We start from the raw sequence: 24,542 nt of genomic DNA, 5'->3' as shown, positions 1-24,542 counted from the left end.
CACAGCCGCCAGGACCAGGGCCGTCAACTAGTCTTGTCTGCGATGTCGAACACTCGCGCTGAAGCCGCGTATCAGCGCTCGGTCGCAGCGTTCCGAAACCCGACGCTGGACCTCCTCCACGGCCGCCACGCGCCGTTCGTCGTCGCGGCGCTGTCGATCGTCTTCACCGCCGATCGTCCCGCGGTCGCCGTCTCCGACGCCCACGCCGAGATCGGCGAGGCGATCGAGGAGCTGCGCGCCGCCGGCTACGACGAAGACGAGCGGCGGCTTCCATCCGGGAGCGCGCGCGAGATCTGCCGGCACTGGGTGCGGGTCGGGTGGCTGGCACCGCAGATCGAGAACGACATCGAGGTCTACCGGCTCACGGCCCACGCCGTGGGTGCGCTGGAAATCGCGGGACGCGCGGGCGGCGGCCGCGCTCGAGTGTCGCGCTCACGGGTGCGCACGCTGCTGGAGGCGGTCGATCGGCTGGCTCGCGACGCCGAGTCCGACCCGGAGCAACGCATCGCGATGCTGACGGCCGAGCGCGACGCCCTCGATGCGGAGATCGTCCGGCTCCGCAACGACGAGGCGGAGCCCATCGACGACGAGCAGCTGTTCGAAGAGGCCGAGAACGTGCTGCATCTCGCCCGCGAACTGCCTGCGGACTTCTCCCGCGTCGCCGAGTCGATCAAGGCCATGCAGCGGGACGTCGTCGCTGACCTGCGCCGTGACGTGCGCCCCACCGGCGAGATCCTCCGCGAGTACCTGCAGCGGGGTCGACACGTCATGCAGGCGACCTCGGAAGGCCGCGCCTTCGAAGGCGCCCTGCGCCTCATCGGCGACCCGGAGCACATCGACCGCCTCACGACCCAGCTGCACAACCTGCTCGCGCAGCCGTTCGCCCGATTCATGGCGCCCGGGCAGCGCGCCGATCTCAACGCGATCGGGCAGCAGGTCGAAAAGGGCGTGCACGAGGTGCTGACGGCCCAGCGCCGCGCGTCACAGGTGATCACCGCTCAGGTGCGCACCCACGATCCGCTCCGCGACCGGCAGGTCGACGAACTGCTGCGCAGCGTCATGTCCGGACTCCACGTGTGGATGCAGGGTTCCAAGCCCGGCGACCGCGTCGAGCCGCTGCACACGTTCCCCGTGGCCGATATCGGGCACCTGCGGCAGTCGCTCAGCGACCTGCACCCGCCGGGAGCCCCGGCCCCCCTGGCGGGGCCGGAGGATGTCGAGTTCGTGGATGCCGACACGCGCGCGTGGGGCGGCCCGCGATACGTCGAACTCGAAGCGTACGTGGCGACCCTCGGCGACCGGTTCGACCTTGCCAGCGCCTTCGAAGGCGCTGACGATGACACCCGCCGCCCCGTCGATCTGCTGGGGCTGCTGGAGATCGCCCACCGCAACGGCATGACCGAGAGCGACGAGATCTCCGTCGCCGAGGCGCGACGCCCCGACGGCACGAGCCGTCGGTTCGCGTTCGGCGGCGTCACCGCGAGCACAGTGAAAGAGCCCGAGCATGACTGACCTTCCGATCACCGAGGACCTCCCCACCGACGAGCCGTTCATCGCTCCCGTCGCGATGGAGTACGACCCGGAGCAGCTGTTTGCCGGCGACCGCGGCGTGCTCGACCCCGATGCGCGGCGCGTGCTCGTGCGTCTGCTGCAGCGCCGTTTTCTCCTTGCCGACCGCAACCGGAGCGAGTGGACCGTGCTGATGGACCATAGGCACGCGATCGAGTCCCGCCTCAACGATCTGTTCGTGCGGCTCGTCGTCGACCACGACCGCGGCGTCGCCTATAAGGAGCAGGTGCGGTCGGATGAACTCGAGATCCCGATCCTCCTCCGCGACGAGGCATACTCCCGCGCCGAGACGCTCGTGCTCGTGCACCTGCGCACCGTCTATCAGCGCGAGACCACTGCCGGTGAGCCGTCAGCCCGCGTCGACGTCGAAGACATCGAGCAGACCGTGCTGACCTACTTCGCCGAGGCAGACGGCAGCACCGCCCGCCGCCAGAAGGCGATCCGGGCCGCCGTGGTACGGCTCCGCCAAGACGGCATCATCGAAGAGGAGTCGGAGGGCCGCTTCCGCATCAGCCCCCTCGTGGAGATCCTGCTCAGCTCCGAGCGGCTGCGGGAGCTGCGCGATTGGCTCGACGAGCAGTCGGCGCGCTCCGGCGCGATCGATCTCGACGAGTCAGACGAACCCGATGGCATGGATGCCGACAGCTACGCGGAGGCCGCACTGTGACCATGCTCGACACCCTCTTCGGCCTCATCCCCGCGGCATCCCGAGGCCAGCAATGGGTCGCCGATGAACTGCAGCTGGTCAACTGGGGCGGGTACGACGGCGCCCACCGCGTGCGTTTCTCCCCCACCGCGACCTTGCTCTGCGGTGGGTCGGGTTCGGGCAAGTCGACGCTCATGGATGCCTATGTCGCGCTCATGATGCCGCACACCACTCCCTTCAACGGCGCCTCCAACGGTGCCGTCGTCGGGCGGCCGCGCGGTCAGGAGCAGCGCAACATCCTCTCCTACGGTCGCGGGAAGATCGACGAGACCCGCACCGAGGACGGCACGAAGCTGACCGTCCTGCGCGGCGACGGCACCGACACGTGGACCGCCATCTCGATGACCTGGCTCGATCACGACGGCTCCCGCTTCACGGCGGTGCGCGCCTGGTACATCCCGGCAACCGCCCGCCACCTCGAAGACACCGTCCGCGTCCGCGCGACCGTCACGGGCCGGTTCGACCTGGGCTCGCTGGAAGCGGCGGCAGCGCAGCGGCTGACGGATGCCGCGGTCAAGAGTGCGGGCCTGGACACCGTCGCCACCGACCGCGAGTTCTCCGCGCGCCTGCACTCCGTGCTCGGCATCGGCGCGGCGGGAGCCGGCACCAAGGCGATGAGCCTGCTCGCCCGCATCCAGGCCGGTCAGCAGATCACCACCGTGGACGACCTCTACAAGAGGATGGTGCTCGAAGAGCCCGAGACGATGGCCACCGCCGACGCCGTCGTCGCGCACTTCGACGGCCTCGAGAGCACCCGCAGCCGCATGCTGACCGCACAGCAGCAGGTGCGCGCACTGGAGCCGATCCGCTCGGCGCGGGCACGCATCGGGGAGGCCGCGGAACGGCTGCGCCTGATCGATGAGATCGGCCGGTTCACCGAGCCGGATTCCCTCGCAACGCTGTGGCGCGCCTCCCGCCGCTTGGACCTGCTGCGAGACGTCGAGGCGGAACTGCAGACGGCCACGCACGCCGCCGACGCCAAAGTGCGTGAGCACCAAGCGATGGCGGATGCCGCAGACCTCGAGCGGGAAGGGCTCGGCGAAGTGCTGCGCGCCGCCGGCGGCGATCGCCTGGAGACCGCGCATCGCGAACTGCGCGCGCTGGAGCGCCGGCTCGACGATGCGACGCGGAAGCGGGAGCGGCTGGACGCGGCGCTCGGCGTCCTGCAGGCGCAGATCGCCTCGGCGCGGGAGTTCGAGGCGCTGTCCGACCGTGCCCGCAGTGCGCTCGCAGACCCCGATGCGAAGGCCACGCTGCGCGAGGCGTACGGGCAGGCGATCGGCGCGAGGAACGCGCTGGTCACCCGCGTGAGCGAGCTCGTGACTGAACGTCGCGAAGCGGCGGACCGCCACGACAACATCCCCGCCCGGCTCCGCGACTCCCGGGAGCTGCTGGCGCGGGCGGCCGGGCTCGACTCCGATCAGCTGCCTTTCGTGGGCGAACTGGTCGAGGTGCGCACCGAGTTCGAGCCGTGGCGGGAGGCGTTCAACCTCGCGCTCGGCGGGTTCGCCACGACGCTGCTCATCGACGCCACCCACCTGCCGGCGTTCCGGGCCGCCATCGACACCGTGCGCACGCCGGAGCGGCTGCGCTACGAGGGCGTGCACGCCGACCTCCCCGAGGCGGGGGCCGATGACCCGCAGACGCTGCCGGGACGGCTCGACTTCAAGAGCACGCCGTTCACCGGCTGGCTGCAGGACGAACTGTCCCGCCGATTCGGCTACGTCTGCGTCGACACGTCCGCCGAGCTGTCGGCACACCGCATGGCGCTCACGATCGCCGGGCAGACCTCGCAGGGCGCCCGCGGCGCGCACGGTGGGCACGGCCGCCGCAACGTCCTGGGGTTCTCGACCCATCGTCGCATCGGCGAGCTCGAGGCCCAGCTGGCAGCGGTGCGCGGCGAACTGGCGGTCGCTCAGACGGCGACGCTGGATGCCGCAGCCGAGCTGGATGCGCTCGACGCTCGACGCGGTGCCTACGAGAAGATCCAGGATCTGACGTGGGACCAGGTCGACGTGGCATCCCTCGAGCAGGAGCGCGCGCGCTGGAGCGCGATCATCGAGGAGGTGACCGCCGACAATCCCACGATCGCCGGCATCCAGTCGCAGATCGCCGCCAAGCGAGCCCACGCCGCCCAGCTTCGCGAGGGGATCGGCCGCGCCAAGGCCGAGCAGCAGCGCCTGGCCGATGCGTGGGCCGCCACCACCGATGAGGTCGATCTGGCCCAAGCCGCGGTCGATTCGGCTGAGGATGCCGGGCGCGCACTGACCGACGACCAGACGGCGTACCTCGACGGCCAGTTCCTGTTGCCCGACAGCACGGGTGCGTCCACGCGCACGCAGGATCTGACCCGCTTCGACGCCGCCCTCGACTCGGCGTCCCGGCGCTTCGCCGAAGATCAGCGTGCAGCCCAGGAGGCCGTCGGCGAACAGCGCGACAGCCTGCGCCGCACCCTGGCGGGCTTCCTCGACCGCTGGCCCAACCCCAACCTGCTGGCCGATCCCGACCACTCACTGGGGGATTTCGAGCGCATCCTCGCCGACCTCGAGACCAGCGGTCTGCACGAGCTCGAGGCGGAGTGGCGGGACAGCCTGCTGAAGCTGTCGGGCAACGACCTCACCAACCTCGACTCCACGCTCGGCCGGTCGCTGCGCGAGATCCGCGATCGCATCGAGCCGATCAACCTGATCATGCAGGACCTGCCGTTCTACGACGACGACCACCGCCTGCAGATCTCGCCGCGCGAAAACCAGTCGGAAGCACGGCGACGGTTCCGCAAGGAGCTGCGCGAGGTGCGCGGACTCATCGACGCCGCGACGACGGACGAGGACCGCGAGCGCGTCTACCAGCGGATGGCGCGCCTGATCAACCGCCTCCGCCGCACCGCTCCCGACTTCGCCGACCTCATCGACGTGCGCAACCACGTGCGCGTGAGCGCCGAACGCATCCACGCCGGGACCCAGCAACACGTCGCCCTCTACGACCACATCGGGGAGAAGTCCGGCGGCGAATCGCAGGAGCTCATCGCCTTCATCGTCGGCGCCGCACTGCGCTACCAGCTGGGGGATGCCGGCTCCCAGCGCCCGCGCTACGCGCCGGTATTCCTCGACGAGGCGCTCATCAAGGCCGACGCACACTTCACCAAGCGTGCGATCGGCGCGTGGCGGGGGCTGGGGTTCCAGCTCATCATCGGTGCGCCCAACGACAAGTACAGCGCGATCGAACCGCACGTGGACGTCGAGTACGACATCCTCAAGGACACCCACGGCCGCTCGTGGGCCAAGCCGAAGGTGGGACTGCCCGCCGGGGCGTGACCCGCGACGCGGTACTACGTCGCAGGCCTGTTCGTCCACCCCTTTCTTTCAAGACCCTATGTGCGTCATGGTAGAGGGTGCATTTCACGGATGAACTCAACGCTTGGGTCGCACGGCAGCGGTGGTACGCGGGCAAGAGCCACGAACCACGGTTCCGGATCCTCGACGTCCAGCCCGCCCCCGGGGCCAACCGCTACCTACTCATGGACGACGCCGGGTCGACACCGGCGCTCTACCACGTGCCTCTGGCGCTCGTCGCGACGCCCGCCGATGGCGACGCCGTCGTTTGCCACACCCCCGATGGCTATCTCATCGATGCGACGCGGCATCCCGCGTTCGCCGTCGGAACGCTCGCGGAGATGGGCGTCGATGTCAGCCGGGTGACCGGCTCCCGGGTGCTGTCGGCCGAGCAGTCCAACACGTCGATCGTCTACGACCAGGACGGCGAACCAACGATCATCCTCAAGCTCTTCCGCACCCTTCACCACGGCGAGAATCCCGACGTCACCGTCCAGCGCGTGCTGAGTGACGCCGGGTCGCCGTATGTGCCGGGATTCCTGGGGAGCCTGGACGCCGAATGGCCCGATGCCGGGCGCGAGTCGGGTGTCGCCCGCGGCACCCTGGGGTTCGCGCAGGAATTCCTCCGCGGCGTGCGGGACGGGTGGGCGGTTGCGCTGGACGCGGCGCGGGATCGGCAGGACTTCACCGCGGCCGCGCGCGAGCTCGGGACCGCCGTTGCCGGCGTCCACGGAGCTCTCGGTGCGGCACTGGGGACAGTGGATGCCGGACCTGACGAGGTGGCGGCGATGGGCGCCACCTGGCGGCGGCGCCTGGCGATCGCCGGGGCAGAGGTCCCCGCGGTCGCCGACCGACGCGCGGCGATCGACGCCGTCTACCAGGCGGCGCTCGAGCGACCCTGGCCACGGCTGCAGCGCATCCACGGCGACCTGCACCTCGGCCAGGTGCTCGCGGTGCCCCACGGGGGATGGCGCATGGTCGACTTCGAGGGCGAGCCCCTTCGACCGATGCACGAGCGCGCTGCCCCGGATCTTCCTCCCCGCGACGTCGCCGGCATGCTGCGCTCCTTCGACTACGCCGGTGCGGTCGGTGGCGGTCCGGAAGCGGGCGGCTGGGCGGCGGCCTGCCGGGCGGCGTTCGTCGACGCCTACTCCGGCGCGCCGGGCTCAGTCGCGCTCGACCCCCAGTTGCTGAAGGCGCTGGTGCTCGACAAGGCGGTCTACGAGGCGATCTACGAGGCCCGCAATCGGCCGGACTGGCTGCCCGTACCTCTCGCGGGCATCGACAGCGCCCTCGCCTGAGTCACCCGGCGTCGGATTGCAGCGGCTTGAGCATGAGGAACATCGCTCCATAGGCCGGCAGGGAGACGGCGAAGCTTCGCAGGTCGTCGACCCGCCCGACGGTCTCGCCGGAGGCGGCATCCACCACCTCGCTGTCCGGCACGAGCTGCTCCGACCGTACGGTTCCTTCGGTCGGCTCGGAAGAGAAGTTGAGCACGGTCACCTGGATAGGGGCGTCCGCCTCCGGGTTGCCCTCGTCGAGGCGGTGCACGAGCACGAGCATGCCGGCGTGTGCGACTTCGGGGATGTCCACCTGCGAGGCCGTCGCGATGCCGTACTCCCGACGCAGGTCGAGGATGCTTGCCAGACGTGAGGCGAACGACTCCGGGTCCTCCAGCTGCGCGGGCAGCGGACCGTAGAGCGCACGCCCGCGCGGCATCCCCGCCGCCGAACGCGTCGCCTGCGGGTCGACATTCAGCAGGTCGTGCGCTCCGCGCTCGATCCACCGGGTGTCGCCCGCCGCGATCAGGTCGGCGACGTCGTCGCTGGGGATGGTGAGCATGCCGACCAGATCCCAGCCGGAGAGCGCGAAGACGCCGGGCTGCCATGCGTTGTACGCGCACAGCAGGAGGTGCGCAGCGCGGATAGCCGGCACATCGGTCTCAGCGATCTCGTCGAGTCGCGCGATCCCCCTCGTCGCTGCGATCAGAGAGGTCGTCGTGCAGGCGATGCCGTTCTGGGTGAAGACGCGGTTGTAGTCGGCCGTACCGGTGAGACTCTCGGTGAGTTCGGCGCGCACCAGCTCGGCGAGCTGGCCGCCCGAGATCTCCTGCCCCCGGAAGCGGTACTGATCGTCACCGTGCCGGGTCGCCCAGTGGACCAGTTCATAGGTGAGCTCGTCGTGGTTCTGCATCCCGTGCACGAGCTGCACCGGCTGCACGCCGAGCTCGATCGACGTCGTGAGCGCGAGCCGGAGGAACTCCGTCTGACCGGTGGCGAGGGCGTGGTGGTAGCCGGGACGCCCGATGAAGTCGTAGGAGAGGTCGGCTCCGACCGCTGCGGTGTCGCGGATGTCCTCGATCGTGAGGTTGAGCTCCTGGAAGGTGAAGCCGCCGACCTTGCGCACCATTCCGGCGATGATGTGGTTGGCCGCGTGCGAGAGCGGATGCCCCTCCGACCAGGCGGGGCCACCCGCGCTCTTCTCCACGCCGAGGAAGCCGTTCGCGTCGAGGCGCAGGGCACTCGTGCCGAGCTCGCCGAGCGAGTGCAGGGCGTCGCCGATGACGAGACGCATACCCGCGAACGTGGGGTCCAGCCAGTTGATCGAGGGCTGTCCCTGCTTGAAGTAGTGCAGGTAGACCCAGCGGCGCGTGATGCCATCGGGGCCGATCACCGGCGCCGTCGCGCTCCAGTTCGTCTCCTTCACGCCCGGGGTGTAGAAGATGACGCGCTGGAGGGCGCCGATGATGTAGCCGCGCTCCTCGAGCTCCTGTTCGGACGCAGGAGAGAGATTCACGCTGTCGACCCCGTCCGGGACGTCGGGCAGAAGACCCCAATCCTCGGGCACGATCTCGACCATGTGGTAGATCCCGGGGTAGTCCTTGAACCCCATCTCGGCGAGCCGGAAGTCGGCCCCCTTCCCGGTGTGGCCCGGGACGATGTCATCGATGACGCTGCCGCCATGACTGTCGGCGGTGTCGCACAGGGCCCGGAACTCCTCTTCGGTGCCGAACGCGGGGTCGATCTCGGTGCTGATGCGGTCGAAGTGCCCGTCGACGCTGGGGGTGTCCAACCATCCGGCGATGCCTCCGGCCCGTTTCACCGGCCCGGTGTGGATGGCGTTGATCCCGACGCGCTCGAACGCCGACCACAGCTCTTCGTCACCGAGTGCTGCCAGGAACGACTGCCCCGGCCGGGTGATGAGGGATAGCGGGTACGCCGTGAACCACACGTCGGTCGTCGTGATCGCGCGCCTGGCGTCGGGGCGTGCGTAGGGATTGCGCCACATCGCGGGCTGGCCCGCGAGCTGGCGGGCGAGGACGTCCGCGTCCTTGAGCATCGACTGGCGCACGAGCCACTCGACGTACGACGGGTTGGTGCCGTTGGCCGTGCGCGGGTCGGTCTTGATGCGGCGCACGCTGCCGCCGCGGAACTGGTCGCGCGGTCGCAGCCTCCTCGGCCGCGCGGGATAGCGCTGCTCGTCGTAGCTGATCTCGACCTTCTCGGTATCGGACTCCTCCTCGCCCAGAGCGGTCATTCCAGTCAGATCGATGGGGCCGGTGTAGAGATCTTCCGGTCGAAATTCGTCGTGCGGCATTGCTCAACGTTAGGCGATCAGAGCTCCCCACAATGACGACTGGTGCACAGCAGCGAAAGGAACTATGGGCTGCCGCCATCAGCCGACCGCTTCCACCGCTGACCGGATCGCGGCGAGAGTGACCTCCGGCCGCGACACCATCGACACGTGCGACGCATCGACTTCGGTGATCGTCGCGTTCGCGCGCTGGGCCATGTGTCGCTGGGTGGCGATCGGAATGACACGGTCCTCGGTGCCCAGCACCGCCCAGCTCGGAATCGACTTCCACGCGGGTGCGGCGGACGGCGTCACGTTCGCGACGAAGGACGCGGGTCGCTGCGTGGCAGCGATGACCCACCGGTCGGCTTCGGAGAGGTCCTGAGCGAAGGCCGTGTGCACCGTCTCCGGCTTCAGGAAGGCTTCGGCGGCGCCCTCGGGAGCACCCGGGTAGCCGGCGACGTCGAGCACCGTCGTCGGGTCGGCAACGGCGAGCGCCGAGCCCGAGCCTTCCAAGATGCCCACGACGGTTTCGCCCTCGTCGGGGATGAAGGCGTCCACGTAGACGAGCGCCCTGACATCGCCGCCGTTCGCCCCGGCGTTGGTGATCACGGCGCCGCCGTACGAGTGGCCGACGAGCACGACGGGGCCGGCGGTGCGCTGCGCGAGGAACGAACTGATGTACGCGGCATCCGAAGTCAGTCCGCGAAGTTCGTTCGGTGGCGCGAGGACCGTGTACCCCTCGGCCTGGAGTGGAACGATCACGGCGTTCCAGCTGGACGCGTCCGCCCATGCGCCATGGACCAGGACGATCGTGGGCTTGCTGCTTTCTGGCATCGGACTTCCCCTTCGATAGGTCGCCAAACGGCGATTCGATTCGGGGGGCCGCGCCCTGTGGTACCCAGACGTTGAGCCAAAGATAGAGCCTGACTGCCGGTGTCCGACAGGGGGCAGCGAGGGTGAGGTTGACTCTGTTCCGACCACACGGTGTTCACTCAACGACAGGGCCGCGCTCGGGACGTGGATGGATGTCCGGCGATGGGCCCGCGGAGAGGAACGGAATGATGAAAGTAGGAAGAATCGTGCTCTTGGTGGTGGTCATCCTCGCCTGGGTGGTCGCAGCGGGAGGCCTCATCAGCGGCATCTTCGATGTGTCCGCATTCCCCGAGGGGTTGCGCAATATTCTCGAACTGTGGCCGGATCCGGGCACCATGCTGGGCACCGTCGTCCGGTTCGGTGCCGTCGCCGTGCTGATCGCCGCGATCGTCGCCTACCGGGTCCTGGGAAATGCGGACAAGGGACGCGAGCAGGACCAGATCGAATCCGTCCGCGTGACGCACGTGGACTGAGCAGCGCGAGCGAGCAGGCCGTGCGACAGGCCACAACAGGCGCAGGAGGGCCGGCCCGTGAAGGCCGGCCCTCCTGCCGCCGCGCGTCCGGCGCCTCCTGCTACCCCCGGGGAGGGTCGCACATGTGGGAGACGGGGTTCGCGCCGGGGCGGCTGCTCGGATTGCTCATTCTGCTCGTTGCGACCGACGCATTCAGGGAAGCGTGACAGGAACGCTCGTCCAGGCGGATGCCTCATCAGGGTTCTGTGCGCCGTCGAGGTAGGACACGGTCACCCTGATCCAGCGGCCGACGTCAGTCGACTGCGGCGTGTACGCGGTCCCAGGAGGCACGATGGCCTCGGGCGGGTACGGCGTCCACTCGGGCTCGGCTCCCGGAGCATTGGGATCGGTCGCCGTCCACGACCAAGCGTAGGTGAGCTCCCCCTCCTCGGAGATTCCGCCGTCGGGATCGCTCGGCGTGCCGACGAGGATCAGCGCGCCGGGCTGCAGCGGGTCCGCGTGGTCGATCAGCAGCGTTCCCGGACCCGATGGACCTTCCGCGACCGCCGCATCGGACACCGGCGACGTCGCGGTTGCGAAGGAACCGTCCGCAGCCGTCCAACTGGCTGTCACCCGCAGGAGCAGACCGACAGCGGACTGGTCGGGCACGTAGATCCCCGAACCGGTGCCGAGTGGGTTGGGTAGCTCTTCCCACTCCGTGACGGTCTCGACGGTCTCACCCTCGCCGCCCCACCAGGTGTAGCGGAGGTTGGTCACCGCCTGCAGGTCGAACGGAACCTCCGTCGGGGCGCCGGCCGCATCCGCCGCCCACACGTTGGCCGTGACCGGCTGGGCCTCGATCGGTTCCGTCGGCGTCATCGTCACCGCAGCATCGACCGTGCACGAGGTCCAGCTCGTCCCGTCCTCGGAGAGCTCGGCGCAGCCGTTGAGGAACTGCAGCCGCTCGAAACCGTGAAGGACATCGTTGCCGTTGCTCTCTTCCGGCTCTTCGGCGCCGACGTGAGACACGCGCCAGTAGCCCGAACCGAGCGGACCGATCGGCGTGATCGTGTATTCGGCGAAGGCATTGGCGTAGTACGCGGTGTCGGTGGAGAGGTCCGCGTTGGGGTCATCGACGATGTCGCGCACGATGTTGATCGCGCCTGGGTCGAGCGTGCCGGCGAACACCCGGCTCTGCAGCTGCGACGCACTGTTGTAGAAGTTCGTCCCATCCGTCAGACGCACGCGGAGCATCTTGTCTCCGTCGAGGAAGTCGTCGCCGCCTCGGCCTTCGACCATGTCGCTGCCGGGTCCCGCGATGATCAGCTTGTGCACGCCGTCGACATCGCCTTCAGGCGTGCCCCGCAGGAACGGGAGCGAGAAGTCGCCGAGCGCGACGGGCTCGCCGTCCACCTGGATGACCGGGCGCAGCATCTCCGACAGCCCGGGAATGCGGTCGATCGCCTCCTCCGTCGCCTGGTTCAGCTCGATCTCACTCTCGGAGAGATCGTCGGGCTCGGCGATCGGACCGCGCAGGGTGTCGTTGCCCGATCCGCCGGAGAGTGCTTCGAGCAGGTCGAACCGCGACGGCAGCGGGTTGTTCGGCTCGAACACCCGGTTGAATGCGAAGTCCGCAGTGATCCCGACGCTTGAGCCGTAGTAGGTGAGCCAGTCCCAGCCCAGCCCGCCGTGGTGACGGTCGGTTCCGCCGGAGTTCCCGATGAGGATGTCGTCACCGCCCTCGCCTTCGACGTCGTCGTTGCCGAGCCGGCCTGCCACGACGTCGTTGCCGCCCAGCGTGTCGTTCTGGAACTGGTCGGCGTTGTCGGCCTGGAGCAGGTCGGCGTGCCCGGATCCCTCGACCCAGTCGTCGTGCTCCCCGCCGATGACGGTCATGCGACCTGTCGTGCCGAGCAGGATGTCGTCACCCATTCCGGAGAAGAACGTGGAGGCGTCCCCGCCGCCGTTGACCATGAAGTCGTCGCCGAGCCCACCGATGGCGAGGTCGATACCGCCACCGACGTTGATGGCGTCGTCTCCCTGCTTGCCCTTGAGGTTGTCGTCGCCGAACGAGTCGGTGATGATGTCGTCTCCGGCCCCGCCGACGAGTGCGTCGTTTCCGGCGCCACCCTCGATGCGGTCGCGACCGCTGTAACCCCAGATGGAGTCGTCGCCCTCGTCGCCGCGCAGGTTGTCGTTGCCTGCGGTGCCGTGCATCTCCACGTGCTCGTCGCCCTGCCAGCGCCACTGACCGCCGACGAGACTGAGTCCCGGTTCGCGCTGCCCGGCCGGCAGCGCGGCTTGCTCGTCGATGTCGACGATGGGGTCCTGCAACGCGAAGATGTCGGCGGGCAGATTCGACGCATCCGTATTGCGCTGGATGATGTCAGAGAACGTGTTGCCCTCGAGCGCCGCGAAGAGCTGTTCGCCTTCGTTGCGGAACAGGTAGTAGAACCGGTCACCGAACTGCAATTTCTCCAGCTGCGTCTCGAAGACGAAGTTGAACGTCGAGCCGAGCATGCCGCCGAACGGGTCCAGCCGCTCTGCGAGGCCGCCGACCCAGAAGTCGACGTTGTCGAGTCCGGTCTCCTGCGCCGCCCACGCGCCAGTGCTGAACAGGAAGTCCTCACGGTCTGCGGGCGCCGCCACGATGGGTGGTGCGAGCGCCGCGATCTGCGCCTCGACTTCGGCCGACACCGAGCTCGGGCTGCCGACGATCTGAACCTGCTGGACGCCGAGTCGCTGGAGTTCGGCGACCGTGCCCGCCGCGAGTGCGGTCGGCTGCGTCAGCAGCAGCGGACCGCCCGCAACGCCGGCTGCGGGTCCGGCCGCGAGTGCGTCGGGGAAGTTCAGCCCGGTCGTGACGAACGCCGTCTCCGCGCCATCCGGGTAGAACTCCTGGCTCACCTTCACAGCGGTGTCGTAGCGGTTCACCCCCGCGATGCGACGCGTGTCGCCGTGCGCCGCGACCGCCGTCTGCACGGCCGCGCTGACCGACGGGGTGCCGCCGACGATCACGATCTCATCGGGCGCGAGCCGCGCGAGTTCCGCCGCCGTTGCCGGCGGCAGTGCCGTCGGCGTCGTCAACAGGACCGGCGAGCCGTCACGCGCCGCTACTGCGCTCACGGAGAGCGCGTCGGGGTAGTTGGTGCCATCGACCACGAACACCCGGTCCACACCCGGGTCAGCGAACCGCTGGCTGATGAGTGCTGCCGTGTGGAACCGGTTGGTGCCGGCGATGACGTCCACCGCGCCCGAGGTCGCGTACTCACTCATGTTGGCGATCGTCGCTGTGCTGACGGTGGTCGGCCCGCCCAGCACCACGATCCGCTCCGGCTGAAGCCGGGTCAGCTCGGCGGCCGTCGCCGACGGGATCTCACCCTCGGCGCTGTGCGCGACGAGAAGGAGCGGCCCGCCCTCCGCCCGGGCGGCCGCCGCGGCCGCGAGCCCGTCGGGGAAGTTGTAGCCGTTCGTGATGTAGACGACGGGCACGGGCCCGGCCTCGGGGAACTGTCGCTGGCTGACCAGAGCCGCCGTCTGGAAGCGGTCGGAGCCGGAGTGCCGGATGACGAACTCCTCGCCGGGCAGCGATCCGTTGACCAGGAGTGCAGCGGCGATGCGCTTGTCCTCGATCGTCGTCGCCTCCTGGATCGACGGATGCGTCCCGTAGGCCGCCATGAAGTTCACCAGCGATGCCCGCTCACCCGCGCGACCGAAGTTGTTCCCGTTCTTGATGTTGCGCCCGAAGTCGTCCCAGCTCGAGTAAGGAGCGAGAGTCGTATCTCCCGTCGCGTCGAAGAACGTCCGGCGCGCCTCCTGCAGGCCCGGCACTCCGGTGTCACGACCGCGTAGCAGGTTCAGCGTCGCGAGGTCCAGCGGGAGCCCCAGCAGGTTGTTGCGCAGGACATCGACGATGTGCTCGTCGATCTGGCTGCCTACCCGCCCGGTCATGCCGTTGATGAGCGACCCCGCCGCCTCCTCCGACGACAGCGAGCCGTTCTCGTCGAACAGCGTCGGGTTGAGGAATCCCGTCAGAAGCGGGATGTCCTGCATGGCCTGCCCGCCCTCGGTCGACTCGCGTCCGATCTCCTCCGTCATCATCGAGTGTCCGAAGCGGTAGACCACATGCGCGAACTCCGCCGTGATCGAGGGGTCGATGGACGGGTTGTAGCTGTTCTCGTTGAAGACCACGGCGTCGAGGTTCGGCGACACCTTGCGGCCGAACTCCTCGAATACGAGGTGCTGGTACTGCATCTCGGTCGCGAACTTCGCCGCCTGGAAGAGCCGTTCCGTGAACGACCAGTCGTCCTGATCCCAGTTCGCCGGCAGGGATGCCGGGCTACCGCCCGCCGGGAAGTACCCGGGAAGGTTCTCCTCGGGCTTGTCGGACACGTACGAGTGCGCCTCACCGCGGAAGGCCTTGACGAATTCGGCGATCCCGCCGCGCTCGGCGGAGTCCTGAGCTTCCAGCTCGGGGCGCTCTCCGTTGAGCACCTGGAGGATCTGGTCGACCATGCGGTTGTGCTCGGCGTGGAACACCGCGTGCACGGCGGTGAGGCCGATGTTCTCGTTCACCCGGCCATCACCGGCGATGTAGTGCTCGTCGAGGGTGGCGTTGTCATATCCGGAGAGCACCGGCTCCCCGTTCTCATCGAGCACGGGGGTGCCGTCCTCGTTGAAGCGCGGGAGCAGGTCGCCGCTGCCCGGGTCCACGACAGGTGTCGAGCCGTGCGAGATGTCGTCGAGGAATGCGTGCCCGGTGCCGAGCACATCATTCGGCACCTCGACGCCGCCCGGAGCGCCTGAGACGAACCCGCTGCCGGTCACGTACTGCGGGTAGCCGTTGGGGCCCGGGACGAAGTTGCCATACGGGTCGACGGCGATCTGCGGGACGTCGAGCAGGTCGGCATCGGTGATCTCCAGTCCCAGGATGTCTCGCGCCTGCGCCTTCACGTCCTTCCACTTGGCCATGCCGCCGGTGTCACCCTCGATGAGGCGGCCGGTCTCCACCGGGACACCCCCTTCGAGGACGTACTCGCGGAGGAAGACCTGGTGGGCCGGGTGCGAGCTGTAGGTCTGGTTCTGGTCGATGAACGGCGACGTCAGGTTCTTGTGCTCGGGAGAGGTCTCGTCCATGCGGCTGGCCCGCGACAGGGTGATGTAGTTCGCCTCCGGGTTGCATTCCACCGTCTCGCCGGGACGCTGCCCGCTGGGCGGGCAGTACAGCGGGTCGCCCTCCGACAGCGGCACGATCAAGGTCCCGCTGCCGCCCTTGCCGACGAGGTCCAGACCGTGGTCGAAGAACTGGCCGAAGAAACCCATGAACGTGTTGAACGGCGCCGACAGCTCTTCGTCGGGCGCGGTGTTCGGGATGACGACGCGGTCGGTCCCGGGTACCGGGATGGCGGTGCCGGCCTGGACCTGGTTGGCGATCGCGGGGTTGTCCATCGACTGGTCGACGATCGTGTTGCTGATCTCGCGTGGTTGGGCGTCGTACACGTTGCCGCTCGTCTGGCCGTAGCAGGTCGTCCCTGCTGCGCACCCGGCCGTCTGCTCTGGGGTGTTGGCCTCGAAGCCGAGGTCGAGTACTTCGGGGTCGGCCTGGCGCCACTCGGCCTCGAGCAGGCGCGGGAACGCGTTGTCGGAGGCGCCGTACTCGGACTGCGTCACCCGCAGGTTGTTGAACGAGCCGTCAACGGTACGCACACCCTTCGGGCGGGCCTCGTCGGATACACAGTTCTGCGCGGCATCCCCCTGGTCGGTGCACAACAGCTCGTAGTTCGACGGGTTGAGCACGTCAGCGGCATGCGCCTCCGAAACCTGGATCTGCCGGAGGATGAACTCCAGATCGTTCTGAGTGAGGACGAACGAGGGGTCCTCGTCCGTCGCCGCGTGCGCGACTTGCGGTGGCGCGGCGAACAGCAGCGTCACCACCAATCCGGTCACGGTGATGACGGCGAGCGCGAGGCGCCACAGCAGCCACTTCTTCTCCGAGACGTCCCCAAGCGACTGCAGATTCGTGTCCATCGACTTCCGTGCCCTTCAGACCGGGCGATGCGCCCCCAAGCGGAATCCCGACACTTCCCAATGTGCCGGCCGCACCGACCCCAACCGGTGCTGTCTGATTCCTACCGGACCTCACATGGAATAGCAAGGTAATTTTCACGCAATATTCAGATTTGATCCAGGGAGCGCCCAGGTTTCCCTTGCGTCTGGCGTCTCAGACGGACGCGTGCTCTCTCTCCGGCTGCGTGGCCACGACGGGTGCAGGTCGCACCGCGTGGGCGCTCGGCCACCACGACCGGAAGTCGAGGTCGTACACGAGAGCGGGCACCAGGAGCGTACGCACGACGAAGGTGTCCAGCAGCACGCCGAAGGCGACGATGAACGCGATCTGCGTCAGGAAGAGCAGCGGCAGCACACCGAGCGCGGCGAAGGTCGCGGCCAGGACGACCCCGGCAGATGTGATGACGCCGCCGGTGAGGACGAGACTTCGCAGGATGCCCGCCCGCGCGCCATGGACGACGGTCTCCTCACGGGCGCGCGCCATCAGGAAGATGTTGTAGTCGACACCGAGCGCGATGAGGAAGACGAACGCGAACAGCGGCACCGTCGGATCGGCGCCCGAGAATCCGAACAGCTCGTTGAAGACGATGGCCGACACCCCGAGCGCCGCGCCGTACGACAGCGCGACACTGCCGATCACGATCACCGGCGCCACGAGCGATCGGAGCAGGGCCACGAGCACCGCGAAGATCGCCAGCAGGACGAGCGGGATGATGACCCCGCGATCGCGCAACGCCGCCTCGTTCGCATCGACGTCGATGGCCGTCTGGCCGCCGACGAGGACGTCGGCGCCGACCCGGTCGAGCGCGGTCCGCAGCTCGCGTACGACGGCCTCCGCCTCCGGCGTGTCCGGCGCATGGTCCAGTGTCGCCTCGAGGAGCACGCGATTGTCGATCACCAGTGGCGCGAGTGCGATTCCCGATCCCGCGGCGAACGGCTGGATCCCGTCCGGAGTGACGGGGGTGGGCCCGCCCAGCGTCGCGACGCGGGTGTGATCGACGCCCTCGACCTGGAGGATCGCCGCTGTGACCTCGAGCATGCGGGGCGCGTCGACGACCACCACAACCGGAGTCCCCGAGCCCGCAGGGTAGTGCTCGGCGAGCACAGCCAGCCCGTCGCGCGCCTGCGACTGCCCCATGACGTATTCACTCGACGGCGAACCGTCGGCGCGTAGCTGGGTGAGTCCCAGCGCCATGACGATGAGGGCGAGACCGGTGACGATCCACACCCTGCGATGCCGGCGCGCGACGAAGCGCGCGACGCGCGGCCACAGACCAGCGCCCGCCACGACGTCCGCGTGCTGTTCGTGGGCGACGAGCCGACGCGGCCAGAACGCGGCGCGGCCTGCCCACATCAGAAGGGCGGGCAGGAGGGTGAACGTGGCCAGGAGCGCGAAGGCGATCCCGATCGACGCGATCGGCCCGAGGGTGCGATTCGAGCCGAGTTCGCTCACCAGCAGCACCATGAGCGCCGCGATGACCGTAAGGCCGGATGCGAGGATCGGCTTCCAGCACCCCTTCAGCGCATCCCACGTGGCGTCCCACTTCGACCGCCCGCGCGCGAGCGCCTCGGTGTAGCGACTGATGTACAGAAGCGCGTAGTTGGTGCTCGCCCCGACCACCAGGATGAGCAGGATCCCCTGAGTCTGGCCGGCGAGGAGCACGGCACCAGAACGAGCGAGACCCGCGACGACGAGCACGGCCCCGCACAGCGCGGCCAAGCTCGTGAAGACCACGATGAGGGGCAGGAGCGGCGAGCGGTAGACGGTGATCAGGATGAGCAGCACCGCCCCGAGTGCGGCGAGGAGGAGTAGCCCGTCGATGCCGGAAAAGGCGGCGATGACGTCGGCGGCGAAGCCCGCCCCGCCCGTGATGTAGACGGCCGTTGCATCCGGCACCGCTTCCTGCAGCCCTGTCCGCAGCTGCGCGACCGTCTCGTCCAGTGCGCCCTGCGAGTCGACGGGGATGACGAACTCCGCGGCGAGCCGGTCGTCCGAGACGATGAGCGGAGTCGACCGGAACAGCGCCAGTCCCTCGATCTGCGGCATCCGCTGAACTTGCCGTTCGATCAGCGGCGCCGCATGGTCATCGAGCGGTTCGTCGAAGGTGAAGACCGCAACCGCGTACGAATACCCCTGCACCCGGAACTCGTCGTCGAGTCGGTCGACCTGCGTCGACTCGGCACTGTCGGGCAGGAAGTGCACACGATCGTTGGTGCCCAGGTCGTTGAGCTGGCTGAACATCCGCCCGCCTCCAAGGAAGATCGCGAACCACAGGACGATCACCGTCGCCGTGATCGCGATGCGCGCGCCCCGCGAGGCGCTCTCACGCCGACGCGCTGCTGGATTCCCCATACCGGCCCCCCAAGGTGGTGTGGGAGCAAAGATAGGGGGATTCCCCGTCTGAGATCCACATTTAGCTGCTCCTTTACTGCAGCTCAGGAGAATTTCTCCTGGGGATACCACCGGGCTGCTATATCAGCGGAAGCGCCGCCCCGACGCCGTTGAAGACGACGTGCGCCGCGATCGGCGCGACGATCCGACCCGTGAGCACGGCGAGAGTGCCGCACACGATGCCCGTGAGCGTCGCGGCGAGCAGGAGGTCAGCGCGCAGGCCGCCCGCGACCGCGTGCAGCGCGACGAACGCCGCCGTCGACACCGTTATCGCGACGACGGCCGACGCTGTCCGCCCGATCGAGCGCGACAGGACGTCGGTCACGGCACCGAGCACGAGACCACGGAAGAACGCCTCCTCCACGATCGGCGCGAGGACCACGGCGGCGACCAGCGTGACGGCGACCGCTTGTGTCGAGGCGACGAATCCGGATGCCTGGGAAGCCGTAGGTGTGAGGATCTCGACGGCGGCCCTCAGCCCGAGCCCCGCACACGCTCCCGCTGCCAGGTCGCTCCACGACCAGCGCCAGACGCCCCTGAGCGGACGCGCCCGGCTCCGGGCGCCGCTCCCCGCGATGACGACGGCGACGGCGAGCGGCGCCATCGTCAGCACGACCAGCGCAGCGGCAAGCGCAGCGGGCGTCCACCCCGCGACGAACGGCGGCCACATCACCGCGATGACGGTGAGCACGAAGCCGGCCGCGGCAACGGCGAGGGCGCGCCATGGACTTGTGTAGCGCGGGCCGGCGCGGTGGACTGCGCCGGGGTCGCGTTGCCTGCCGCCCGCCACCGCTGCGCGGCGGGTCGCGCTCGACGCGGTGAACCTACCGGCTCCGCTCACGCCGCCGTGCCAGCGCCGCCGTGAGCGCAACACCGCCGATGCCCAGCGCGCCTGCACCGACCCAGATCAACGCGGTCGGCACCGTCCCGCCTGTTCCCGGCAGCCCCCCGCCGCCCTCGGCGGCAGTCGCGCCGGTCACCGTGATCGACGCCGTCGCCGCGAACGTGCCGGCGGTATCGCTGACGCTGACCGTGTAGGTTTCGGTCTCGGTCACCTGCGGTGCCGTGAAGGTCGCCGACAGGATGCCGCTGCCCGACGCGGTCTTGGTCACCTGGGTGGTGCCGACAGCGGCGAAGACCGCGGACAGCGTCCCGGTGGACACGCCGGGCCCGCTCACAGTGAACACGGCCGATGTTCCGGGCTCGATCGTCCCGTCCCCACCGCACTCGACGACAGTCGACTGGCCGGGCGAGATCGTGGGATCCTGCACCTCGCAGGTGACGTCGGGTGGATAGGTCTGCGCGACGGCGGCGCCCGCCGTCATGATGATGAGAGCGCCGCTGATTCCGATGACGGAAGCAATCCTCTTGAGCATGAGTCCCCCAGTTCGATGCCTGCAACCCCTCGGACGCGGCCCCCGCCGCGTCGAGTGCGGCAATGCTACTCCCGGCCAGAGGTAATCACCAGCTTAGATTCAGACATTCACCAGGTTCGCTCAACCTGGATTGCGAGCGACGCCCCCGAAACCCGCCCAGGCGGTGTGGCACAATACCCGGAAGACCGGACGAGGGGGCGTCATGGAGCTCAGGGAGTACGTCCGGATTCTGCGCAGGAACTGGGCGATTATCGTCGCCGTCACTTTGCTGGGGGTCGGCGTCGCCGCGGCCTGGTCACTGTCGCGCACCCCCGAGTACCGCGCGCAGAGCACGGTCTTCGTCTCGAGCCAGGCGGGCGAGAGCATCGCCGAACTCGAGCAGGGGTCGAGCTTCACCCAGTCGCGTGTGGCGACCTACGCGAACCTGGTGACGACACCGATCGTGCTCGATCCTGCCGTCGAAACGCTCGAAGTCGACGTCGAGTCCGCCGATCTCGCGGCCCGCGTGCGGGCAACGGTGGTGCCGAACACGTCTCTGATCACGATCGCCGTCACCGACACCGACCCCGAACGCGCCGCCGACACCGCCAACGCAGTGGCGGCATCGCTCGCCGCGACGGTCGAGGCGCTCGAGTCCGCCGACGGCAGCGGCGGTACGCCGAGCCCCGTACGCCTGACGCCGGTGCACGCTGCACGGGCGCCGCAATCGCCGTCGGGCCCCAACGTGCGACTGGACCTGTTGATCGGCGGACTCATCGGAGCCGCCGTCGGCATGGGCGCCGTCGTCCTGCGGACGGCGCTCGACACGCGCATCTCCAGCGCCCGCGATCTGGTCGCCGTCTCCGACCGGCCCCTCCTGGGCATGATCCCCTTCGACCGGAAGGCGAAGGAGCGTCCCCTCATCGTGCAGGATGAGCCGCTCGGTCCGCGCGCCGAGGCATTCCGTGCGCTGCGCACGAATCTGCAGTTCCTCGATCTGGACACCCGGCCGTCTTTCGTCATCACCTCGAGCGAGGCCGGCGAGGGCAAGTCGACGACGCTCATCAACCTCGCGACCGTGCTCGCCGACGCGGGACGCACTGTCGCACTCGTCGACGCGGATCTGCGCCGGCCCCGGGTCGCCGCCCTGCTCGGCATCGAGGGCGGTGCGGGGCTGACCGACGTGCTCATCGGCCGCGCCACTGCCGAAGAGCTCCTGGCCCCGTGGCGCACGAGCAACCTGCGAGTGCTCCCGGCCGGCACGATCCCACCCAATCCGAGCGAGCTCCTCGACTCCGCGCGGATGCGCTCGCTGTTGACCGCCCTGGAGCGCGAGTTCGACATCGTGCTGCTGGATGCGCCGCCCCTGCTCCCGGTGACGGATGCCGCGATCCTCGCGAAGGAGACTGGCGGCGCCATCGTCGTCGTCGCAGCCGGCCGCACCAAGACGACGCAGCTCGCGGCCGCCCTCGCGACGCTCGACACTGTCGGCGCGAAGACGGCAGGCATCGTGATGACGATGGTTCCGCTGCGAGGGCCCGACGCCCAGCACGCGTTCGGCTACCGGTACGGAGACCGGCACGCCGACTCGGAGAAATAACGCGACGACGTGATGATCATTCGGAGCCGGCATCCCGACTCCAGGAAGAATTAGCATTTTCCGCACTTGACGCACAGGAGAAATCCGGCGAATCTCTATACACGACGACCGTTGGGGATCGGGTCGAGGGGTTCGAATGTGACGTGGGAAGCGAAGTTGGGGGCTTTGGCGCTGACACCGCCGCGCTCCGCCGTGCGAGGATCCGCCGGCGCGCGCTGGCGTGAGGCCTACACCGTGCGGCTGTGGATGACCGATGCGCTCATCCTGGTCTGGGTCGTGTACGGCACGCAGATCGCGTGGCTGGGGCTCCAGCCGCCCCTCGTCTCCGGACCCGCCGAGATCGACTACTGGATCTTCTCGGCAGTGCTCGTAGCCGCATGGATGTTGATGCTGGGGCTCATCGAGTCGCGCAGCGACAAGGTGATCGGTACGGGCATGACAGAGTACGTCCGCGTCGCCGACGCGAGTCTGCGCGTCTTCGGCGCGGTCGCGATCGTGGCCTTCCTGCTGCGCGTCGACATCGCACGGGGGTACCTCATCCTCGCGCTGCCGACGGGGATCGTGACGCTCGTCATCGGCCGTTGGCTCTGGCGCCAATGGCTGGTCGCGCACCGCCGCATGGGCCTGTACAACGCGCGGGTGCTCCTCGTGGGGTGCGAGGAATCCGTCGCGCAGATCGCACGGGAGCTCTCGCGCAACGCCGAAGCGGGCTACACGGTGGTGGGAGCATGCGTTTCCGGCGCCGTCGGGCGCACGGTGGCAGGGACCGGCATCCCGATCGTGGGAGACCTCGGGTCCGTGCTGGAGGCTCTGCACCGCAGCGGCGCCGATACCGTCGCCATCACCGGCACGGACGATCTTCCCCCCGACCGCGTGAAGCAGATCTCGTGGGCGCTCGAGTCGGGTGGCCAGCATCTCGTACTCGCGCCGAGCATCGTCGACATCAGCGGACCGCGCATTCGCACACGACCCGTCGCCGGGCTGCCGCTCATCCACGTCGAGCGGCCCGCCCTCTCCCGCGGACAGCGCGTGGCCAAACGGCTGTTCGACATCGTGTGCTCTGCCTCGCTCGTCGTCGTGCTCGTGCCCGCGCTCCTGGTCGTCGCGGCGGCGGTCAAGGCGACCAGTCCCGGGCCTGCGCTGTACCGCCAAAGCCGCATCGGCCGCAACGCAGAGCCCTTCCACATCCTGAAGTTCCGCACGATGCAGGTCGGCGCCGACGCCGAGCTGGCGGCTCTGCTCGCGACGCAGGGCGCGGCAGGCCAGCCTCTGTTCAAAGTGCGTGAGGACCCTCGCATCACTGCGGTGGGCCGATTCCTGCGCAAATACTCGATCGACGAGTTCCCGCAGCTGATCAACGTGCTCTGCGGATCGATGAGCCTCGTCGGGCCGCGCCCGCAGGTGGATGCCGAGGTGGCCCTCTACTCGGAGGCCGCGCGGCGGCGCCTTCTCATCCGCCCGGGGATGACGGGGCTGTGGCAAGTGAGCGGACGCTCGAGCCTCGACTGGGAGGATGCCGTGCGCCTCGACCTCTCCTACGTCGAGAACTGGTCGCTCGTGGGCGACGCCGCAATTCTCGCCAAGACCGTGAAGGCCGTCGTGTCGCCCGGAGAGTCGGCCCACTAGTGCGCGTACTGATGATCGCACCGTCGTTCTTCGGCTACGAAGAGGCGATCGCCGGTGAGATCCGGGCGCAGGGCCACGAGGTCGACCTCGTCGACGAGCGTCCGTCGAACGCGCCGCTCGCACGCGCGATCGTGCGGGTCGCCCCTTTCCTGCTGCGCGGGCGTATCCGCCGTCACTTCGCGGCGCTGCTGGCACGTACGCAGGCGACTCCGCCTGATCTCGTCCTCGTCATCAAAGGCGAGGTCGTGCCGGAGTGGTTCCTCACCACCCTGCGGTGGCGGAGCCCGACGACGCGATTCGTCTATTACACGTTCGACTCATCCTCGAACAGTCCGCGCGGGATCACCCTGCTCCCCCTGTTCGACAGGGCGTTCTCCTTCGACCCGGTCGACGCGCGGCGCCGCCCGTCGGTCGCCTACCTTCCCCTCTTCTACCGGCCCGAGTTCCATCCCGGAGAGGCACCCCGCGATCTCGACCTCTCGTTCGTCGGCACACTTCACGGCGATCGGCACGCGTTCGTGCACGCGGTCGCCGCAGCGGTTCCGCCGGAACGGCGCATCCTCTTCTTCTATTCCCCTGCAGCCTGGTACTTCTGGGCTCGCAAGCTCCTCTCTGCGCGGTATCGCGGCATCCCCCGATCCGCCATCCGCACGACGCCCCTCACCATCGGGACTGTGGCAGACACGATGCGCAGGTCGAAGGCCGTCGTCGACCTGCAGCGCCCCGGCCAGACGGGGCTGACGATGCGGACCTTCGAAGTGCTCGCGAGCGGTGCCGCACTCATCACTGCCAACGGCTCGATCCGCGACGAGTACTTCCACGACCCCGCGCGCGTGCTCGTCGTGCCCGCCGAAGCCTCCCGCGTGAACCCCGCGGTCGTCGCCGCCTTCATCGAGGGCCTCCCTGCCCGGGGCACGACGCCGCCGGGATTCGAGGATCACTCACTGGCCGCATGGACCTCGACGATCCTCGAGTCGGCACGGGTCGAGGGCTAG

The 24,542-nt window shown here is 68.9% G+C and carries 14 protein-coding genes; 8 read left to right on the top strand and 6 right to left on the bottom strand.

All coding sequences use genetic code 11. From position 1 onward, the window contains the following. Window positions 1-42 precede the first annotated feature (42 nt). From QNO11_RS01545 to QNO11_RS01530, 4 genes are all read left to right on the top strand, one after another. The gene (locus QNO11_RS01545) at window positions 43-1,512 is read left to right on the top strand and encodes a DUF3375 domain-containing protein (protein ID WP_257508972.1); all 1,470 of its coding nucleotides are present in this window, start codon (window positions 43-45) and stop codon (window positions 1,510-1,512) included. Then, window positions 1,505-2,236: a DUF4194 domain-containing protein gene (locus QNO11_RS01540; RefSeq protein ID WP_257508971.1), complete on the top strand. Its 732-nt coding sequence runs from the start codon at window positions 1,505-1,507 to the stop codon at window positions 2,234-2,236. Before QNO11_RS01545 ends, QNO11_RS01540 begins: the two co-directional genes overlap by 8 nt. Then, window positions 2,233-5,589 carry an ATP-binding protein gene (locus QNO11_RS01535; RefSeq protein ID WP_257508970.1) on the top strand — a complete coding sequence of 1,119 codons (3,357 nt, stop codon included), beginning with the start codon at window positions 2,233-2,235 and terminating at the stop codon, window positions 5,587-5,589. Before QNO11_RS01540 ends, QNO11_RS01535 begins: the two co-directional genes overlap by 4 nt. A 77-nt stretch (window positions 5,590-5,666) precedes the next feature. After that, window positions 5,667-6,908 carry a maltokinase N-terminal cap-like domain-containing protein gene (locus tag QNO11_RS01530; RefSeq protein WP_257508969.1) on the top strand — a complete coding sequence of 414 codons (1,242 nt, stop codon included), beginning with the start codon at window positions 5,667-5,669 and terminating at the stop codon, window positions 6,906-6,908. Between the two features lies 1 nt (window position 6,909). On the opposite strand, the gene treS is transcribed toward QNO11_RS01530, so the two are convergent. Both treS and QNO11_RS01520 read right to left on the bottom strand, forming a co-directional pair. Next, complete coding sequence (gene treS, locus QNO11_RS01525; RefSeq protein ID WP_257508968.1) at window positions 6,910-9,204, bottom strand: maltose alpha-D-glucosyltransferase; 2,295 nt, start codon at window positions 9,202-9,204, stop codon at window positions 6,910-6,912. A 78-nt stretch (window positions 9,205-9,282) separates the two neighbouring features. Beyond that, window positions 9,283-10,017, bottom strand: coding sequence for an alpha/beta fold hydrolase (locus QNO11_RS01520; protein ID WP_257508967.1), 735 nt, complete (start codon window positions 10,015-10,017; stop codon window positions 9,283-9,285). A 245-nt stretch (window positions 10,018-10,262) separates the two neighbouring features. Here QNO11_RS01520 and QNO11_RS01515 point away from each other — a divergent pair, with 245 nt between their 5' ends. Beyond that, entirely contained in the window at window positions 10,263-10,529 is a 267-nt protein-coding gene (locus QNO11_RS01515) for a hypothetical protein (protein ID WP_257508966.1), read from the top strand. A 192-nt stretch (window positions 10,530-10,721) separates the two neighbouring features. On the opposite strand, the gene QNO11_RS01510 is transcribed toward QNO11_RS01515, so the two are convergent. The 4 genes from QNO11_RS01510 to QNO11_RS01495 all read right to left on the bottom strand — a co-directional run bounded on the left by QNO11_RS01510 (window position 10,722) and on the right by QNO11_RS01495 (window position 20,342). After that, window positions 10,722-16,535 (bottom strand): peroxidase family protein, encoded by a 5,814-nt coding sequence (locus tag QNO11_RS01510; RefSeq protein ID WP_257508965.1) that lies wholly within the window; start codon window positions 16,533-16,535, stop codon window positions 10,722-10,724. Between the two features lie 193 nt (window positions 16,536-16,728). Next, window positions 16,729-18,927 carry an MMPL family transporter gene (locus QNO11_RS01505; protein ID WP_257508964.1) on the bottom strand — a complete coding sequence of 733 codons (2,199 nt, stop codon included), beginning with the start codon at window positions 18,925-18,927 and terminating at the stop codon, window positions 16,729-16,731. A gap of 118 nt (window positions 18,928-19,045) precedes the next feature. Beyond that, window positions 19,046-19,807, bottom strand: a complete 762-nt coding sequence (locus QNO11_RS01500) for a CPBP family intramembrane glutamic endopeptidase (protein ID WP_257508963.1) — start codon at window positions 19,805-19,807, stop codon at window positions 19,046-19,048. Continuing rightward, on the bottom strand, window positions 19,791-20,342 hold the full coding sequence (locus QNO11_RS01495) for a hypothetical protein (protein ID WP_257508962.1): 552 nt from the start codon (window positions 20,340-20,342) through the stop codon (window positions 19,791-19,793). Before QNO11_RS01495 ends, QNO11_RS01500 begins: the two co-directional genes overlap by 17 nt. Before the next feature lie 202 nt (window positions 20,343-20,544). On the opposite strand from QNO11_RS01495, the gene QNO11_RS01490 reads away from it, so the two are divergent. The 3 genes from QNO11_RS01490 (at window position 20,545) to QNO11_RS01480 (ending at window position 24,542) form a co-directional block, all read left to right on the top strand. Continuing rightward, complete coding sequence (locus tag QNO11_RS01490; RefSeq protein WP_257508961.1) at window positions 20,545-21,921, top strand: tyrosine-protein kinase domain-containing protein; 1,377 nt, start codon at window positions 20,545-20,547, stop codon at window positions 21,919-21,921. A gap of 138 nt (window positions 21,922-22,059) precedes the next feature. Then, the gene (locus QNO11_RS01485; protein ID WP_257508960.1) at window positions 22,060-23,547 is read left to right on the top strand and encodes a sugar transferase; all 1,488 of its coding nucleotides are present in this window, start codon (window positions 22,060-22,062) and stop codon (window positions 23,545-23,547) included. Window positions 23,548-23,558: 11 nt separating this feature from the next. Further along, entirely contained in the window at window positions 23,559-24,542 is a 984-nt protein-coding gene (locus QNO11_RS01480) for a WaaS/CpsH family glycosyltransferase (protein WP_257508959.1), read from the top strand.

The sequence above is a fragment of the Microbacterium sp. zg-B96 genome, assembly GCF_030246865.1.
In the GTDB taxonomy this organism is placed as follows: domain Bacteria; phylum Actinomycetota; class Actinomycetes; order Actinomycetales; family Microbacteriaceae; genus Microbacterium.
This window is presented reverse-complemented; position numbering and strand designations above follow the sequence as displayed.

What these genes read in the sequence shown, in the direction of transcription:
- QNO11_RS01545 (WP_257508972.1), top strand. Translation starts at nt 43, where the DNA reads ATGTCGAACACTCGCGCTGAAGCCGCGTATCAGCGCTCGGTCGCAGCG.
- QNO11_RS01540 (WP_257508971.1), top strand. Translation starts at nt 1,505, where the DNA reads ATGACTGACCTTCCGATCACCGAGGACCTCCCCACCGACGAGCCGTTC.
- treS (WP_257508968.1), bottom strand. Translation starts at nt 9,204, where the DNA reads ATGCCGCACGACGAATTTCGACCGGAAGATCTCTACACCGGCCCCATC.
- QNO11_RS01520 (WP_257508967.1), bottom strand. Translation starts at nt 10,017, where the DNA reads ATGCCAGAAAGCAGCAAGCCCACGATCGTCCTGGTCCATGGCGCATGG.
- QNO11_RS01510 (WP_257508965.1), bottom strand. Translation starts at nt 16,535, where the DNA reads ATGGACACGAATCTGCAGTCGCTTGGGGACGTCTCGGAGAAGAAGTGG.
- QNO11_RS01505 (WP_257508964.1), bottom strand. Translation starts at nt 18,927, where the DNA reads ATGGGGAATCCAGCAGCGCGTCGGCGTGAGAGCGCCTCGCGGGGCGCG.
- QNO11_RS01495 (WP_257508962.1), bottom strand. Translation starts at nt 20,342, where the DNA reads ATGCTCAAGAGGATTGCTTCCGTCATCGGAATCAGCGGCGCTCTCATC.
- QNO11_RS01490 (WP_257508961.1), top strand. Translation starts at nt 20,545, where the DNA reads ATGGAGCTCAGGGAGTACGTCCGGATTCTGCGCAGGAACTGGGCGATT.
- QNO11_RS01480 (WP_257508959.1), top strand. Translation starts at nt 23,559, where the DNA reads ATGATCGCACCGTCGTTCTTCGGCTACGAAGAGGCGATCGCCGGTGAG.